Consider the following 18,067-nt stretch of genomic DNA (forward strand, 5'->3'; position numbering starts at 1 on the left):
TATTTAGGCACAAGAGCCAAGCTAGCTGCTCGATTCTTCACTGTCCGGAGCAGCTTCCGCTGTACTTTTGAGTTTACTGACAACACTCCATGCTTCGAGCATAACAAGGACACTCACCACCAAAACCACAATATCCAGGCCAACCAATAGCCAGTTACCTTTCTCATAGTATTCACCCAATTTAATAAGACCGGCAAAAAAGGCCATTAAAATAACAAATATCATGGGGATTAATGTAAATTTTGCGGGTCTGCCAAGCTTGATAAGGTACACAGAAATGACCAACAAGGTTAAGCTTGCCAGAATTTGGTTGGTCGAACCAAATAAAGGCCAAATGATCATGCCACCGCTGCCAGATGCGCCACCAGCCCCAAAAGCCAATAACAAACAACACCCTACTGCGACTAAGGTAGCAATAATGCCATTTTTCAAAATAGGGAGTTTATAAATATCACCCCACTCTTGGATAATGTAGCGCTGCAATCGAACACCTGAGTCCATCGTTGTACCTGCAAACAACACCACCATCACAGCCAGTAATGTAGAAGCTATCTCAGCAGACAGCCCCCAACCTGTGCTTATCAAGTTTGAGCCTCCCTGAATGAACGCACCGACTGAGCCCGCACCTAAATGGCTATAAATTTCATGCCACTCTTCAGGGGAAACCGCCAGCATCACACCACTGACGGCCACCAGCGTGATCAGCGCTAAAGAACCCTCACCAATTGCACCTAAATACCCAACAAATCGCCCGTCGGTTTCTTTATTTAATTGTTTGGAGCTTGTACCTGAAGACACGATACCATGAAAACCAGATACAGCACCGCATGCAATCGTGACAAACAGTAGCGGAATAATACTAGGGGTATCTATTGCGGTTTGTGTGTTAAAAGCAGGTGCTGTGATGTCTGGCATTACGACAAATACCGCACCGTATAGAAGAACGAGACCAACCAGCAGTTGCATGCCATTAATGAAATCACGGGGTTGAAGTAACATCCAAACTGGTAATAGCGAAGCAACCGCCGCATAGACGAATAAAATTAAGATCCAACTGGCTTTATCTGTTAGCCCAAACACTTCACTGGGCAGTGCAATCGGCATTCCACTACCTGCATAAATCGTTGCATACAATACCACAACACCGACCAAACAGAGCGGAATTAAAGGCACTTTACGCTTTAATAGCTGACCAATGATAAGTGCAACGACTATAGCAGCCCAAGCAGGGAAAACAGCATTTGGATTAGCAACAAATGAATTTGCGATCACCACACCAAATACGGCGTTGACCATCAGTAATACCAAAAATACCACAATCATAAACAGTGAACGTGTGCGTTTACCTATAACTGACTCAGACAGTGCCCCCATGGACTTGCCTTTGTGACGCGCACTGGCCCATAAAGCGCCCATGTCATGCACACCGGCAAAAAAGATAGTACCAAAGACCACCCATAAAACAGCTGGTACCCAACCCCAATATACGGCAATCGCTGGACCGACGATGGGAGCTGCGCCAGCAACAGATGTGAAATGGTGCCCCCAAAGTACCACTTTATTAGTTGGGACATAGTCAACACCATCGTTAAATTCATGGGCAGGGGTGACGAAGTTATCGTCCATTTTAAAGATTTTCGTTGCGATAAACTTGGAGTACACAAACCAGCCAAATAGCATCCCCAAGATACCAAACAATACTATCATGATAGATTGCATGGGTTGTCCTCAGTGTTATTGTTGTATTAACACCACTTTAACACGGAAAACTGCAATTTCAGTTATATTTTAGTCGCACAGACGGGCAGAGATAAAATGACATCATAGCGTCAATTAAATAATCCCATTTGAATTTGATTGCTTGGCGAATCACCCAACCCAATTTGCACCCCAACTAAACGAACTGGTTTATTGCCATGACGAGCAATCGCTTGCTCTAATAAAGTGCACAAAATATCTGGATCAATATGGCTACATTGGCATTCTTTTGTGGTTTGAGAAAAGTCGTAAAACTTCACTTTAACACCCAACTTTGTGAAGGCACGCTCTGTTTGATACCCTTCACTGCGACGAGTCAGTTCAGGTATGAGTTTGTCACATAAAATCGACTTTAATTGCGTCAGATCTTGGATATCTTTTTCAAACGTGGTTTCAACCCCCACGGATTTTCGCACACGCTCCGTTTCAACACCCCGCTCGTCTATTCCTTGGCACCGTCGCCAAAGCACCCTGCCAAACTTACCAAAGCGATGTGCCATTTCATCCAAGCTTAAGCCTTTCACATCCTTGCCATGCACTAAGCCACAAGCCAATAATTTTTCATGTGTAACCTTACCCACCCCCGGAATTTTGCGAAGTGGTAGCTCATCGATAAACGCATCTACACGCTCTGGCGTGATCACGCACTGCCCATTGGGTTTGTTTTCATCACTGGCTATTTTTGCCAAAAATTTAATTGGCGCTATACCTGCTGATGCAGTGAGCCCTGTCTCATTAAAAATATCTTTGCGGATTTGTTCTGCAATTAATGTGGCACTGCCATGAAATGCAGTGCAATCAGTCACGTCAAGATAAGCCTCATCTAAGGATAAAGGCTCTATCAACGACGTATACCTTGCGAAAATAGCACGAATTTGATGGGATACTTCTTTATAGACCTGCATACGCCCTGGCACAATGACAAGCTGAGGACAGAGTTGCTTGGCCTTATAATTAGACATGGCTGAGCGCACACCGTATTGGCGTGCAATGTAATTAGAGGTTGAGAGCACGCCTCGGTGGCTTCTGCCTCCAATGGCCATTGGCACATTAGCCAACGAAGGGTTGTCGCGCATTTCTACCGCCGCATAAAAACAATCCATATCAATGTGAATGAACTTTTTCACGAACGCACACCTAACTACTGTTTACTTATACAGTATATTGACAGCTTATATCTCGCTTGTCTACGCTCTGTTCACTCCTTTTGGTTAAGTACCACCTTAAGCGCCTTTACTAGACGAAAATAACCTTATTATTTAACATCTTAAAATACACATCAAATAAATGAATGCATTAGGGTCAGCAATCACAAGTGTCGCTTCAATTAAAGCTTCTTACATAGCTACAAACAGGCTTGGTTTAAAGAAGACGCGCATCAGATTAGTTTGACAGTAAAAGCGGCTTTACCAAAGCTATATCAAATACACTTTTTAGTTTCTGGCTTCAAGGTCAGTGTGTACATACTCAGCGCATAAATCGCAGCACATTGGGCTAAAATAACGCATGCGATAAAGTAGTTTCTAAAATATAGCTTGATGAATGCATTCTCTATTACCCCGTACTTATAGCAAAGCACTTCTACCCAAGTAATAAAATTAACCAATGCCGCTGCTGCTAATAATTGAAGAAATCGAACTTCATAACGAGACAATATAGCACGCTTAGCCACGCTCAAGAAAAACGCTTGCTGAGTACATCGATAGCAAAATAAGGCCATTGGATGTCTAAAAACGATAGGCGCCATACACACAAGGCACATAAATACCTCAAAAATATAATAGTGTACTCTCCATGTGATTACTTCATTAAAGGTAAAGAACTGAAACATTTCAATTATCGCAGAACAGAGAAGAAGCCACCTAGCAAGCGGATCACGCCAACTGATGATGAGGCCAAGAAAAAGTACTACAAATACCAAATGGTCGATAATCGTAAAAATAATTATTTCATTCATACTTAATACAACAGCTCGCCTTGCAAAGATGATATATAAAATACAATAAGTTACATGTCGCATTCACACAACCAAAATGTATTTTCACGCAATAAATAAAATACCAGCCAACTTTTTTATCTTCACCAGTGACTCAGTACTCACGCGCCAACAAACACCTGCACAATAAGAAGAAATGCTCTACACTGCTGGTAGTCGATATAAATCTTAGCGCTGCAATTTAGCAGTGTGAAATTGTCAGATTTTGCAAGGAGTATCTATGAAGTACAGCCAATTAGGCCACTCACCATTAAAGGTTTCGCGAGTTTGTTTAGGAAGTATGACTTGGGGTTTGCAAAACAATCAGCATGATGCGGATGAACAGATTAATTATGCCTTAAGTCAGGGTATTAACTTCATTGATACTGCTGAGATGTATGCTGTCCCCCCTTCGCCCGATACTTATGGAAAAACCGAACAAATCATAGGGGACTGGTTAAAACGTCATGAAGAAAAAAGATCTGAAATTGTTTTAGCTACTAAAATCGCCGGAGCTGGACTAAGTTGGGTGCGAGATGGTAAACCCATAAACAAACAGGCGGTGATCGAAGCTGTAGATCACTCTCTCAAACGATTAAATACAGATTATATTGATGTATACCAGTTACATTGGCCAAACAGAACATCTCCCCACTTTGGTAAACACTGGCATGGTATGTTAGACCTGCACGCGGTGAGTAAAAAGCAGCAGCTAGACGAAATGAGTGACATTTTAGAAGGTCTCAAAGCATGCTTTAGCCAAGGCAAAATTCGCCATTGGGGACTATCTAACGAAACCCCTTGGGGTATCAATACCTACCTCAACTTATGTGAGCAACATCATATTGAAAAGCCCGTTTCAATTCAAAATGAATTCAATTTACTACACGAAAAAGACTGGCCTTATTTACTAGAGAATTGTGTTAACGAAGACATTGCCTACCTGCCATGGTCGCCTTTAGCTGGTGGCCTGCTAACGGGTAAATATTTAGGCGGTGCAAGACCAGATGGCAGCCGCTGGACGTTAATGCAGCGCCATGGCTTATTCAGAGACACCCAGTATTCACAACAAGCAACAGCTGCATACCAAGAAATTGCTCATGAGCACAACTTAACAACAGCGCAACTGGCGTTAGCTTGGTGTGATCAAGTCGATGGTGTGACCTCTACCATTATTGGTGCAACATCAATGGCGCAATTAAAAGAGAATATCAGCGCGTTTGATAAACCACTACCTCCAGAAGCGCTTGCTGAAATTGATACCATCTTAAAAACTTACCCGGTGCCTTTCTAGTCGTCGCACACAACGAGAATGTAAATATGGTACACTCACCAATTTGCATTCTCTAACAACAAAGTCATTATGAAGCAACTCAATACCAAACCCGCTGAGGCGTTGCCTGGCAGTCATTTTATTAGGCACGCAGCACGTGCAATCGTCACTAAAGATCAAGAAATTTTACTGCTCTACACCGCTAGGTATGATGATTACACTTTGCCAGGAGGCGGTGTTGATGAAGATGAGGATATGGAAGCTGCGCTTGGCAGAGAGTTGCTAGAAGAAACAGGTGCAAAATCCATTACCCAGATTAAGCCCTATGGTATTTATGAAGAGTTTCAGCGCTGGCACAAACCTGAATTTGATAATGTACATATTATCTCACACTGCTTCATCGTAGAAATTTGCGGGAACTTCACAGCACCTCAAATGGAAGCGTATGAGCAAGCCAATGGTATGCGACCTGTGTGGGTACCAATTCAAGATGCCATCGCACACAATCGAGATACTTTGGCTAATAGTGATAAAAAAGGTCAATCTGTACAAAGAGAATTAACCATCTTGGAAAACATCGCTAAAGATATCATGAAGTTAAACCTAGGCTAAACCTAATAGCAGCGCGAGCTAGTCCGTTCGCTACAGGAAAACATAGACATTGGCTCGCAATGTGCCCGAGGCTATCACAAATAATGTATCGTCTCAGTTCATGCCAGTGACGAACTCTTTGATGAGAGTTCGTCACACAAAGAAGTAACATAAAACAAACACCTCATACCCCACTCAATTATGAGTAATCACCAGGCTCTCCCTTATTTGCATTGCACCGAGATGGTAGATTGTTGAAATAAATAAAAGGCATTGTCTTTGGAGTATCCTATACCATTTCTCATGTTTTGGGGCCACATGTGCATGTTTGTAATATAAATGTAACAAAAATAACTTGTGACGTCATAATGAATAAGTGGTTAGACAAATAATCTCAATAAATTTCATTGCTAATTGGTAATTTCAAAATTCTGTTCTAAGTTTTGTGATGGGAGTATCGAAGCTAAGGAGTAGACTATGACCATACGTCAAACTTTCATTTTACTTTCTTCTCTTGTCATGATCGCACTGTTTTGCATGGTGGGTGTCTTGTGGTATGAAACAAGCCATATAGCGAATTTAGGACAGCGACTCGCAACCAGTAAAGAGATCAGTAATGACCTTTTGATGCTCAGACGTCATGAAAAAGACTTTTTGCTTCGCAAGCAACAAAAGTATGTCGATAAGTTTGACGCTCGTATCAAACTGATGCGACAAAATATGTCAGTCCTTAGTGGGCAGCTTCCTACTCACTTACAGCAAGCCCTCATTGTCGCCGAAAAAGACCTGAGCAATTATGAAACCAACTTACGTAACTTAGTCGCACTGGATACAAAGATTGGATTTACCCCTAACCAAGGCCTGCGAGGAGAATTCAACCAAGCTGAAATCGCATTGCATGAGTCGCTCACCAATATCGGTGATATCACAGCAATGAGTAAAGCGCTTCGGCTAGTGCTGTTGGAAAATGACTTTCAAACGAACCTCAACATGTCGACCAAAAATGAAGTAACCCAGCAGCTGGCAGTAATGAAAGTCTATTTCAATGATCAGTTTAGCGGTGGACAAAATGACCTTACTTTATTTGAAAATACGGCGCGTGCACTCACTACCGCCCTGGTTGAGCGAGGGCTAGATGCAAGCTCAGGGCTAAGAGGAGAGCTTAGAGGCAGTATTCATAAAGTTGAGAGCACAATGAATCAACTGTCTGGCGATATAGATCAAGGGATCCAGCACGAGCTTATCGCTGCGAAAAATCAAGGCTTGATGCTAGCTGGTATCCTAACCGTCATTATCGCTGGGCTATTACTATGGAAAGGTGCGCATATTGTGCAACGACTCAAAGTTGCCAATGCTAATATGGCTACCATTAGCCATGGCGAAGGGGACCTGACCCACCATATCGAGCTGAGCGGTCGTGATGAAGTCACAGAGTTTGCAGGGTCAGTCAATCAATTTATCGATACAACCGCCGATATTGTCAGGGAAATAAAGCATACGGGCGAAACAGTAGAGAGTGGCGCGCATCAATCGGTTGAGGTGACGAAACGCTCACAACAAGCCATCGAAGAGCAAAAAAATAATACCCATGCCGTGAAGGTGGCGGTCAGTGAGCTAGTGCAAGCCGTTTCTCTGATTGCAGAAAACAGCGTTGCAGTGCAAAACAATGTCAATGAGGCCGATGAAAATATGGCCCGCGGCTCAGAAATCATGCACAAAGCCCACCACAACATGTCGGAGTTGACGGGGCACATCAACGAAAACAGTAAACTGATGCAGCAATTATCCTCTGCCAGTGGCGAAATTGAAAGTGTGACTTCAGTCATACGTGGGATCACAGAACAAACCAACTTACTCGCACTTAACGCCGCTATAGAAGCTGCGCGCGCTGGTGAAAGCGGTCGAGGCTTTGCGGTCGTTGCTGACGAAGTGCGCACACTGGCAAAACGGACTCAAAGCTCTACCGTTGAAATCGAACGCATGATCCATGGTCTGCAAAGCTTGGTCCATGATTCAGAGCAAGCAATGCAAACAAGCTTATCTTTAAGTGAACAAATGTACGAAGGGATCACAGATGCCCAGCAAAGCATGGATGATAACAAACATGCGATGGATAAAATACGCGATATGGTGATCCAAATCGCAGGCGCAACAGAAGAGCAAATGGCAACCGTTCAAGGGGTAGAAAATGCGGCAGCCAATATCTCTGTATCAGCAGAGCAGCTCTATGTTGACTCTTGCCAAAACTGCAAAAACTGTGAAGCACTTGAATTTGACGCCCATAAAATGCAGGAGGACGTATCTAAATTCAAAGTATAAATCATCAAACGCCTTACACAGCGGCACTTTTGCACCTTAAAAGTGCCGCGAGATCAAAGTAATTCTCTTATCTTCTCGAAATATGATGTAAACATGTTACAGTCTTGAGTAAGCATCTCGCTTAATATAGGCAATTCAAAGGAGTAGGCATGAGTGTAAAGCGCATCGGTCAGTTTTTTAATCCCAAATCGGTTGCAGTCATCGGCGCCTCCAATAACCCAAACAGGGCTGGCAATGTCGTCATGAAAAACTTGCTACAAGGTGGGTTTAAAGGGCCTATTATGCCAGTCACACCAAAATATACAGCGGTCAATGGTGTACTTGCCTATTCGGATATAGAGCAGCTGCCCTGTATCCCAGATCTTGCCATTATATGCACGAATAAAGCCACCCTTTGCCAACTCATAAATGCACTCGGTACACTTGGCTGCAAACACGCCATTATCGTCGCTGCTGGATTAAACAATGAAGAAAAAAATACCTTAAGGCACTGCGCACAACAAGCCGAGGTGACCCTACTTGGAAGTAACAGCTTAGGGCTCATCTTGCCGCATATTGGTTTAAATGCCAGCTTTTCACACACAGTAGCGAAACCGGGTAAACTCGCATTCGTATCGCAATCGGCTGCAGTTTGCTCAACCATTTTAGACTGGGCGAAGAACAAGCACATTGGCTTTTCTCATTTTGTCTCTGTCGGGGACTGCCTTGACATCGACTTTGATGAGCTACTTGATTATTTAGCACGAGACAGTAAAACCTCAGCCATTTTGCTCTATATCGATAACATCAAAGACGTAAGACGCTTTATCTCCGCAGCTCGCGCAGCTGCGTTCAACAAGCCAGTTATCGCAATAAAAACAGGTAGAACTATTGCCGGCGCGCGCGCAGCATACAATCACACAGGCGGTAAAACGTCAGATGACGCGGTCTACGATGCCATGTTTCAACGTGCTGGGATGCTGCGCGTAAACGATTTACGAGAGCTGTTTGCAGCCACGCAAACACTTGCCCTCCACCCCAAATTACTCAAAGTCGAACACCTAACAATCTTAACCAATGGTGGCGGCCCAGGGATAATGGCTGTCGATACCCTATTGATGCGATCAGGTAAGCTTGCAAAGCTCAGCGACAAAACCATAGAAGCCCTTAACAATATTGTGCCTCAATCATCTCAAACTGATAATCCGGTCGATATTTTTGGCGACTCGTCACCTGAACGTTACCAGAAAGCTTTGGAAGTTTTATTAAAAGCCGATGAAGTTAAAAATTTACTGATCATTCATACGCCTTCAGCACTGGCACCCAGTTCAGCATATGCCAAGATCATCGCACAAACGCTAGAAAAACTGCCCAAGATGGCCAGACCGTTTGTAATGACTAACTTTATGGGGGAGGAAGCCGCACGTTCCGCCAGAGATATTTGCGTACTGAGTAACATACCAACATATCGAACGCCTGAAGGGGCAGTCAGTGCCTTTATGCACCTGATCACCTATCGCCGTAACCAAAAGCACCTGACGCAAACCCCTGAGTCCATCATTCAAGACGAGTTAATCGATAGCCTTGCTGCAAAGCAACAAATCAATCATTACTTGCGTGCAGGGCATCAATATTTATCAACCCACTCAGCGAGTCAAATCCTTAAAAGCTATGGGATTGATTGTATTCAAACCGAAGTCGCCCTCACCCCGAGTGAAGCCAAAGAGCAAGCAGAAGCCATTGGTTTTCCTGTCGCATTAAAGTTACTGAGTGCGGCCATTCCGTCTAAATCAGAGGTCGGCGGCGTGGTGCTCAACCTAAACGATGGAAACGAAGTGGAGCAAACCGCTTTTTCTATGCTGCTTCGAATAAAAAAATCATATCCTGATGCAGAAATAGAAGGCTTTTCTCTACAAAAAATGGCATCTAGAGCCGGTACACAAGAACTGCGCATTGCGATAAAAACAGAACCTGATGTTGGGCCAGTGATTCTACTGGGGGAAGCCGGTACAGGCCTGAACTTCTCTCAAGCTGCTGTTGCACTTCCCCCTTTAAATATGAATTTGGCTAAATACCTCATCGCCGCAGCCCATGACAAAGGCGTTTTAAAAGAACGTACTTTGCCAGATAAAGTCGATAAATATCGACTGTGTGCCCTACTCACTCGGGTGTCTCAAATGATCATCGAGCAACCTGATATACATAGCCTTGAGCTCAACCCTATTTTGGCAAGCTCTGGACAGTTTTTAGTACTAGATGCACAGATAGGTCTATCGTCATATCAGCCCAAAGCACATCGTAAACGCTTAGCCATTAAGCCATACCCCAAAGAACTGGAACGCCAAATTACACTCAAAAATGGCCAGCAAGTTACACTTAGACCGATAAGACCTGAAGATGAGCGCCACCATCAAGAGTTTGACCAATCACTTACAAAAGAAGATAGGTATAAGCGCTTTTTTGGCCAGTTACCACAGTTTACCCACGACCAATTGGCTAAGATGACACAAATTGATTACGATCGCGAAATGGCATTTATCATTAGTGAACGACATAAAAGCACGTTTCGTACACTGGGTGTTTCGCGAGTCTTGATGGACCCAGACAACACGCAGGCTGAGTTTTCTGTCATAGTGCGCTCGGATTCTCAAGGCCTAGGCTTGGGGAAAATACTGATGAGCGCAGCCATTGATTACTGCAAAGAAAAAGGTGTCGACACGATTGAAGGGATCACCTTGTTTGAAAACACGGGTATGATAAATTTAGCAAAACACCTAGGTTTTAATGTCAGAAGAGACTTTGAAGAGGGCGCTGCGATTATGACGATGCCGCTTCAAGCAACTAATCCGTAGTTAAAAAACATGAGCTTAACGCTAAGACAAAAAACGGCAGCCATATTGGAAGGCAGCGGTAAATACCGCAAAATTGCCCACAGCTTAGATATATTTCTAATCGCTTTAATTATTTTTAATGTGGTCGCGATTGTCTTAGAGTCCGTGCCTGACTTAGCAAGTCAATATTATTCCGCGTTCTTCTATATTGAGGTAATATCCGTCGGTATTTTTTGTATCGAATATTTACTGAGATTATGGTGTTGTGTCGATAAGCTCAACTTTAAAGACGATAACAAAAGTCATTTTGCTATTCGATTGAAGTATATCCGCTCCCCCCTTGCTGTCATTGATTTAATCGCCATTTTACCTACCTTATTGATGGTGTTTTTTACGTTCGACCTCAGGTTTTTGCGCGTCGTCAGGTTAATGCGTATTTTTAAGCTTACTCGGTACTCTCGAGCAATGCAGTTACTTCTGGCAGCATTTAAGGAAGAAGCCAGCTCGTTAATGGCGGCTTTTTTTATTATGTCGCTCGTCTTGATTGTTGCATCATGCGGCATTTATCTCATTGAGCACGATATTCAACCTGACAAGTTTGGTTCGATCCCCGCTGCTATGTGGTGGGCAATGGCAACACTGACAACAGTAGGGTATGGAGATGTAGTGCCAATTACACCATTAGGGCGCTTTTTCGGCGGCGTCATTACACTACTCAGTATGGGCATGGTGGCCATTCCGACTGGATTATTGGCATCGAGCTTTGCCGATCAATTGCGTAAACGCCGAGATGCCTTTCATGAAGCGGTATTACATGCGTTGGTTGATGGTAAGTTAGACGATGCTGAAGCTGAGCATCTAGAAGCACTCAGGCTAGAATTGGGCCTCAGTGCCTCTGAGGCCAATCAAGCAATTAAACTGATGACCTCAGAGCGAGCACAAAGCCTTTACTGTCGTCACTGTGGCGAGAAGCTCTAGCTTTCAAACATCTCTTGCCAAGAGTTCGCCATTAAGTGTGCAATCATGTCACCTGGCAGCGCTGGACTAAACAAATAGCCTTGAAAGCGCTCACAGCCAAGCATTCGTAAAAACTTAAGCTGATCGATATTCTCTACTCCCTGAGCAATACAATCTTTACCCAAGCTATGAGCAAGGGATAACGTTGAATGAATAATGCTTTCATGATCCTGGTTATTACCGATGTCGGTAATAAAGCCTTCATCAATTTTTATTGTGCTCACTGGGAACTGAGTCAAATACATCAAAGACGAGTATCCAGTACCAAAATCATCCATAAATACACGACACCCTAACGCATTCAGTGCCAGCATTCGTTCTATAGATTGCGCGACATTTTTCATCATAACCGACTCAGATATCTCAAATACCAAACACCTTTCGGGTAGGTGAGTTTTCGCCAGTGCTGCCCTTATGCCCTCAACAAACCCATTGGAGTGTAAAAACTGTGCAGGTAAATTAACTGAAATATAAAGCTCCGGCCATGACAAATGCCACACCTTCAGCTCAATTAAGGCTCGCTCAATCGTCTGTAAAATAACGTCGTTCCCCAGCCCTGTTTTCTCAGCCGCCGCTGCAAACTCTTCAGCACTGACATTAGGATCATCAGGCCATCTGAGCATCACTTCAAATCCTTCAATATGGCCTTGCGTCGCGTTTAAAATCGGCTGGTAATAGTTGCATAGTTGATCGTCATTGAAGATTACACTTAAACGTCGTTCCACTTCTATATTACGTCTTACTTGTTGATTAATATCTTGATGATAATACTGATAGTGGCTTTGCGGATTTTTCTTTGCATGGCTCAAAGCAATTTCCGCAGCTTGATTTAGCTCAAACGCATCACTGGCATCATCAGGGTAGAGTGAAATACCAACATGGACATCAATGTGCACATCTTGCTCATGAACGCGCATCCCCTCTTCAAAGCGTGCCACCAAACATTGTGCATAGCGAGTCACTGCATCTACATCGTCAAGGTGTTCCATTAGAATGTAAAAGTCTCGCTCCTGACCGATCGCTAGACTGTCCATTTCCCTAAAGCAGCACTGCAATGTTTTGGCTGCTTGACGGATCACAGCCAGCACAAAATCATCACCAAATGTATCTGCTAAACGTTGCAGGCGACCAAATTTAATCGCCAGAATGGCCAAGGATTGCAGTGACTCTTCGCTTTGCTCTATGCCATGCTGTACCCTGTCCATAAATAGAACTTTGTTTGGCAATTTCGTAAGCGCATCATAGTTTGCAAGTTGATAAAGCTCTTTTTCGGTACGCTTTTGCTTGCTGATATCGGTCAAAACAATAATGTAATTTTGGCCCAAAGTTGCGGTCACTTTCACAAGTACATGACGTATCTCACCACTTGGTAAACGCAACACCTCCTCGGCACTATGATATTCCCCTTCTGCCAGTTTGCTCATTGCCCTTAAATAATGTAATCGCACATGGCGCTCTAATCCCAGACTCACACTGGTACTAGACGTCGGGTTTGCCTCAACCCCAAACGCATCTTGAAGTGCTTTATTACATGCCAGAATTCGAAAACGCTTATCAAAAATCATAACCCAATCTCGGGTCTGTTCAAAAGCTTCACCAAATAATGCGGCGCGTTCTTCAAATACTCGCTCTCGCGTCAAGTTAGTGTAGGTACCTGCAACGCGCATAGGCACTGCCTCTCGCCACGCCATCACCTTGCCGTAATCTTTATACCAGCGCCACTGACCAACTCTATTACGCAGTCGATAAGTACAGTCAATATACCCTTTTGCAGTGGAGACAAACTCCAACCACTCTATGCGAAATAAAGCCCTATCCTGAGGATGAATAAGCTCTAAATAATCATCTAGGTTTATATACTCATTTTTATAACCAAGCTCGTTCACCAAGCGAGGCTGATATACTAGGTTAGAGCCAGATTGCCAATCCCATACGCCCGAGTTACTGCCTTCCAAAGCCATTTTTAAACGTGTTTCACTATTGCGAGTTTCTTTATGTGCTTCCATTAATAGTTGCGCGACGCGATTTTTCCTGTGCACCCAAAGCGCAAATAGCGCACTGGCTAAAATAAGATAACATGCCAGCGCTAACGGTGAGCGCCAAATCGGATACTTAACACGAATATGCAATTCTGCTGGCTCTGTATAATCACCTGTAAGCGGATCTTTAGCCCATACTTTTAAACGATAATTACCAGGGTTTAGTTTAGGAAAGACGACTCGATTACTGTTACGGCTCAATATTCTCTGCTCACCCGACAGCTGATATTCGTAAACAATACGCTCTTGGGCGGTAAATGCCATGGCAGAAAACGACACTTCTAACCCAATATCATCGTGATTAAGCTCAATCGACGAGAAGGTCTTTAGCCCCGCAGGTTTTAGCTCTCTCGACATCAAATCTACGTTAGTGACATTGACACGTGTTAGCAGTGGTCTATTTGGCCGATTAACTTCTGGGTCAAAAATGGTGATCCCCTGCAGTGAACCATAGGCAATGTGACCATTTTTTAACTTTACAGAAGACCCGCTATTAAATTCGTTGCTCATCAAACCGTCGTTTATGGTAAAGCCTTGCAAATGAAAATTATCTGGGTCTAAGCGCCATATGCCTTGGTGAGACGACATCCAAATCATTCCCTCTTTGTCTTGCTGCATTTCATACAAAATAAAATTCGTCACAGACAGAGAGTCTGTAGGAAGCGGCAATGGTTTATAACCATCGGCGGTCAAGCGAACTAAACCATGTGTCGCAAACGATAGCCATAACACGTTATTTTTGTCTATCGTGTAACTTAGTAAGTCGACAGCTGATTGCTTGTGCGCTTTAGGCACCTGATATATTTGTGTGAGCTTTTGCTTTAAGTGGTCATATCGGAATAATCGACCTTCACTGTAAAAAACAGGTTGAGTGGGGTGGCTCAACAACGGTGGAAAAAAACCATAACTCAAAAAAGGATCAAATTGCGCAAAGCTATCTCCCAAAGGCTCTAGTATGCCGTTGTTCATATTAAACAAATAAAAGCCCGAATTACCATCAACAAAATACAAAAAGCCAGGTTCAACCAGCGCAGCCCCTTTTACAAAGCCTGAAAGTATCTCCGTAGACTCTGGGTTTTGTGCCCTTGGCCGAGAAATCTTTTCAGTCTTAGGGTCAAAAACAAACAAACCACGATTACTTATCAGCCATAATTTGTTTTTAAATGGGAATAAATCAAAAATAGAGTATTCGGGTAAAAAACTCTCTCCCATATATCCTTGCAATAAAGGTTTCGCTTCTCGTGTAGTAGGATCATATCTAGTTAACCCATCTCTAGTAGCTGCCCAAAGATAGCCTTGAAACTCTACAATGCCCCACACTGCACCATGTGAAAACTCCCCGATCACTGAATCATTTTGAACGTTATCAAAGATGTGGTTATCCGGTGGTAAATAGAACGCGCCATCTGTGCGAGTAGCTGCCCAAACACCGCCATTATTATCTTCGTTTAAATGAATAATGCTACTGTCAGAGATCGAGAAACGGCTTTGAGTCAAACGCTTATCAGGTTCGACTTCGCCGGTCTTAGGATCAAACCGCATGAGTCCTTTATCAGTGCCGAGCAATAAATACGCCTGCTGCTTCAACATATGCCAAACATTAAACTCTTCTAGTATCGTTTTGTATGTTGGTGTAGCGTCGAAGTTTTTCTGCAACTCACCAATATCTAGCTGGTATAAGCCAAGCACTGCGCCCACCAGTAAAGTAGAGTCATCTAGTAAGGTTAAAGATTTTGTATTATGTTGAAACGGATGCTCGGGGTTATCAATATGTTTTATCGGCTTTAAGCGCGCACTGGGAATATGGTAGGCGAATAGATGTTCCGTAGTCGCAATATAGAGTATGTCTTCAAATTGCAATAACGAGCGAACTAAGCTTCGATCATTCATCCCTGGAATAGAAATAACCTCAGTGATGAGGCCTGTATCTTTGTTCAAGACAGAGACATTTTTTGTTCTCCCAAGCCACAATTCATTGGGACTTTTTTCTAGCATTTGAAAAACACTATTTTGGATGTAGTCTTGCTCAGAAGAAGGGGCTTGAATGTATTGACGATATAAATCGAATTCTGGATGATAACTAAATAAACCCGCTCGGCCTGATGCTATCCAAATTTTGCCAGCAGGATCTTGATAGATACGGTCAATTTGCATTTTGTCCAAGGCTTTGTTAGGACCCATGACTTCAAGAACTTGATATCCATCATAGCGATTTAACCCGCCCTCTGTAGATAACCAAAGGTAGCCTTTTTTATCGAATAGTAATGTATTTACATAGCTTTGTGATAAGCCTTCTGCAGGAGAAATGCGAGACACTTGTCCATGACACAATACGCTGAAAACCAAGATTAGCAAAGCAATTAGATAGTTCATGCGTGCACATTCCCTTGAAAACACATCGCGATAATTTCTCGTCCTTGTTTGGTATAACTCTCAAACATTTGCCGAAGCTTATTCGACAACTCCTTTTCATCTATCACTATAAAGTTAAGCTTTGTGTACAGTGGGACAACCTCTTGATATGCGAAAGTATAAACACAAGACTCTTGCTCAATGGCTGCCTGTAACAGCTGCTTAGCAACCCCTTTTCCTCGGTATGCTTGGTCGACGAAAACAGTTGATAAAAACGTCTCTTGTTCGATTGCTTGCAACCGACAAGCGGCTATCAAACTTGAGTTCTTAACCACCCACACAGCATCTTGCTTAGTTGCTCTTCCACGAACTCTGTTAGCCTGATAAAACTTATTTACTAATGGCGTCTGAATCGCAGGCAAACAAAAACAACTCAATTGCATAACTAAACTAACATAAGTCCCAAATATTGCTCAAATTTTGCTTTTAACGTATCGCGCTCTGACAAAGGGCGGCTATTAATTGCGTCGTATATTGCCTCACGAGTATTTTTTCCGCGCTTAATTTGATAAGCCCAAAATGACGCTTCATACTCTAGTTGAATTTGATATTTTTCCGCTCTGGAGAGATTACACAGATTATAAGACATCGAACTGTACAATTATTGAAAATTATAAAAACAGTGTATCATATATGTACTAGACAACGGCAGTATTGAATTACAAAGTTAATTATTAGAGTGTAATAATTGAGGTTTTACGAACTAGAAGCACACTCAGCAACACTGTAATTTAGGGAGAACTCTGTGGGGCATATCAAAATTTTATGGATTTTTTTACTATCATACTGCTCTGTTACTCAGGCAAAAACGCTCTACTTCAATCGCCCTGCTGACACTCCCCAAGCACGCTATGTCGTTGAATTACTTAGCTTAGCTTATAACGACATTGGCCACAAATTAGAACTCATTGATTTTGAATTACAAAGCGCATTAGTTGCCGCAAATGAAGGTGAGCTTGATGGGCAGCTCGGGCGTATTGCGGGTGTAACAGATAGCTATGCAAATCTACTCCATGTCGATTTCCCCCTCTACTCTTTCAATCTACAGCTGCTCAGTCACTGTACTACTTGTGCATTTAAAGATATTGAGTCTTTGGTCGTACAAAGTGGCTATCTCGTCGCTTATCAATACATGATGGAAAATCGTTATCAAGGAGAACTGCTGGAAGTTAAAAGCAGTGCGGCACAGTTAAATTTGTTGATGCAAAAAAAAGTACAAGGCGCGCTCATTGTAGACTTTCACTTGCGTGAACATTTGCCTTATATGGACATGGAATCAATCAAAATTGAAGACTTAATGACCATAGACAGCTACCACTATCTTCACCATAAGCATGCAGAGCTCATCCCCAAATTAAAAGAGACATTAGAAAAGTTAGAAAAAAAAGGGATTATCAAGGTTTTAAAAGCTAAATATCGAATTTAAACAAATCATCTTGTCCTTGTGACGTGCTGCTAACACTATCCGACTGCTTTTTCGCCATCACACGTTTTTTTCGGCGCTGGCATAGATCTACAACCAGCTTTTTTTGATGTTCTGTCATTTTATTCCAACAAAAGCGCTCCTCTCGGCTGCGAAAACAGCCCTTACAATAACCGCGATTGTTCACTTCACAGATCCCCTGACACGGACTTGGGATTGTGAATATCTCTATTTGTTCCATACTAAGGGTCAACGATCAAATCTGTACATAAAGTGGCCACATCAATCAAAATACTACCTAACTTGGCGCTTTAATAAAATACTAGTTGAAATATCATAAACTAGCTAAAGCTTGTGAGTATGAAGAGAAGGCAAATAAAACAAGCGACCTATCGGCCACTATCAAGCTACTAAATTAGCAATGATATCGATTTCTCAGTGCTTAATTTA

The 18,067-nt window shown here is 42.8% G+C and carries 14 protein-coding genes; 7 read left to right on the forward strand and 7 right to left on the reverse strand.

Translation table 11 applies throughout. The annotated features are described in order from the left end of the window. Positions 1-21: 21 nt before the first annotated feature. The 3 genes from L1077_RS12610 to L1077_RS12620 form a co-directional block, all read right to left on the reverse strand. On the reverse strand, positions 22-1,719 hold the full coding sequence (locus L1077_RS12610) for a carbon starvation CstA family protein (RefSeq protein ID WP_046356692.1): 1,698 nt from the start codon (positions 1,717-1,719) through the stop codon (positions 22-24). Positions 1,720-1,829: 110 nt separating this feature from the next. Next, the gene (gene dinB / locus L1077_RS12615) at positions 1,830-2,885 is read right to left on the reverse strand and encodes a DNA polymerase IV (RefSeq protein ID WP_237137163.1); all 1,056 of its coding nucleotides are present in this window, start codon (positions 2,883-2,885) and stop codon (positions 1,830-1,832) included. Between the two features lie 293 nt (positions 2,886-3,178). Further along, entirely contained in the window at positions 3,179-3,478 is a 300-nt protein-coding gene (locus L1077_RS12620; RefSeq protein WP_237137164.1) for a hypothetical protein, read from the reverse strand. A gap of 3 nt (positions 3,479-3,481) precedes the next feature. On the opposite strand from L1077_RS12620, the gene L1077_RS12625 reads away from it, so the two are divergent. From L1077_RS12625 to L1077_RS12650, 6 genes are all read left to right on the forward strand, one after another. Continuing rightward, positions 3,482-3,721 (forward strand): hypothetical protein, encoded by a 240-nt coding sequence (locus tag L1077_RS12625; RefSeq protein ID WP_237137165.1) that lies wholly within the window; start codon positions 3,482-3,484, stop codon positions 3,719-3,721. A 253-nt stretch (positions 3,722-3,974) separates the two neighbouring features. After that, entirely contained in the window at positions 3,975-5,027 is a 1,053-nt protein-coding gene (locus tag L1077_RS12630) for an aldo/keto reductase (RefSeq protein ID WP_237137166.1), read from the forward strand. 69 nt (positions 5,028-5,096) lie between these two features. Further along, on the forward strand, positions 5,097-5,618 hold the full coding sequence (locus L1077_RS12635) for an NUDIX hydrolase (protein ID WP_237137167.1): 522 nt from the start codon (positions 5,097-5,099) through the stop codon (positions 5,616-5,618). A 456-nt stretch (positions 5,619-6,074) separates the two neighbouring features. Then, entirely contained in the window at positions 6,075-7,916 is a 1,842-nt protein-coding gene (locus L1077_RS12640) for a methyl-accepting chemotaxis protein (protein ID WP_237137168.1), read from the forward strand. A 149-nt stretch (positions 7,917-8,065) separates the two neighbouring features. Continuing rightward, positions 8,066-10,747: a bifunctional acetate--CoA ligase family protein/GNAT family N-acetyltransferase gene (locus L1077_RS12645; protein ID WP_237137169.1), complete on the forward strand. Its 2,682-nt coding sequence runs from the start codon at positions 8,066-8,068 to the stop codon at positions 10,745-10,747. A 9-nt stretch (positions 10,748-10,756) separates the two neighbouring features. Then, entirely contained in the window at positions 10,757-11,704 is a 948-nt protein-coding gene (locus L1077_RS12650; RefSeq protein WP_237137170.1) for an ion transporter, read from the forward strand. Here the strand turns inward: L1077_RS12650 and L1077_RS12655 are convergent. Genes L1077_RS12655 through L1077_RS12665 form a run of 3 tightly spaced genes read right to left on the reverse strand, consistent with a single transcriptional unit; the run spans position 11,701 to position 16,783 of the window. Beyond that, a complete protein-coding gene (locus tag L1077_RS12655; protein WP_237137171.1) occupies positions 11,701-16,155 on the reverse strand; it encodes an EAL domain-containing protein in 4,455 nt (1,484 codons plus the stop codon). The two genes, L1077_RS12650 and L1077_RS12655, sit on opposite strands and share 4 nt — an antisense overlap. After that, on the reverse strand, positions 16,152-16,577 hold the full coding sequence (locus L1077_RS12660; protein ID WP_237137172.1) for a GNAT family N-acetyltransferase: 426 nt from the start codon (positions 16,575-16,577) through the stop codon (positions 16,152-16,154). The genes L1077_RS12655 and L1077_RS12660 overlap by 4 nt, the downstream gene beginning before the upstream one ends. 2 nt (positions 16,578-16,579) lie before the next feature. After that, entirely contained in the window at positions 16,580-16,783 is a 204-nt protein-coding gene (locus L1077_RS12665) for a DUF3283 family protein (RefSeq protein WP_063361881.1), read from the reverse strand. A gap of 156 nt (positions 16,784-16,939) precedes the next feature. Here L1077_RS12665 and L1077_RS12670 point away from each other — a divergent pair, with 156 nt between their 5' ends. Beyond that, entirely contained in the window at positions 16,940-17,620 is a 681-nt protein-coding gene (locus L1077_RS12670; RefSeq protein WP_237137173.1) for a substrate-binding periplasmic protein, read from the forward strand. Here L1077_RS12670 and L1077_RS12675 read toward each other — a convergent pair. Next, positions 17,604-17,858: a DUF1289 domain-containing protein gene (locus L1077_RS12675; protein WP_237137174.1), complete on the reverse strand. Its 255-nt coding sequence runs from the start codon at positions 17,856-17,858 to the stop codon at positions 17,604-17,606. The genes L1077_RS12670 and L1077_RS12675 overlap by 17 nt on opposite strands. Between the last annotated feature and the right edge of the window lie 209 nt (positions 17,859-18,067).

This window comes from Pseudoalteromonas luteoviolacea (assembly GCF_021654285.1).
In the GTDB taxonomy this organism is placed as follows: Bacteria; Pseudomonadota; Gammaproteobacteria; order Enterobacterales; family Alteromonadaceae; genus Pseudoalteromonas; species Pseudoalteromonas luteoviolacea_J.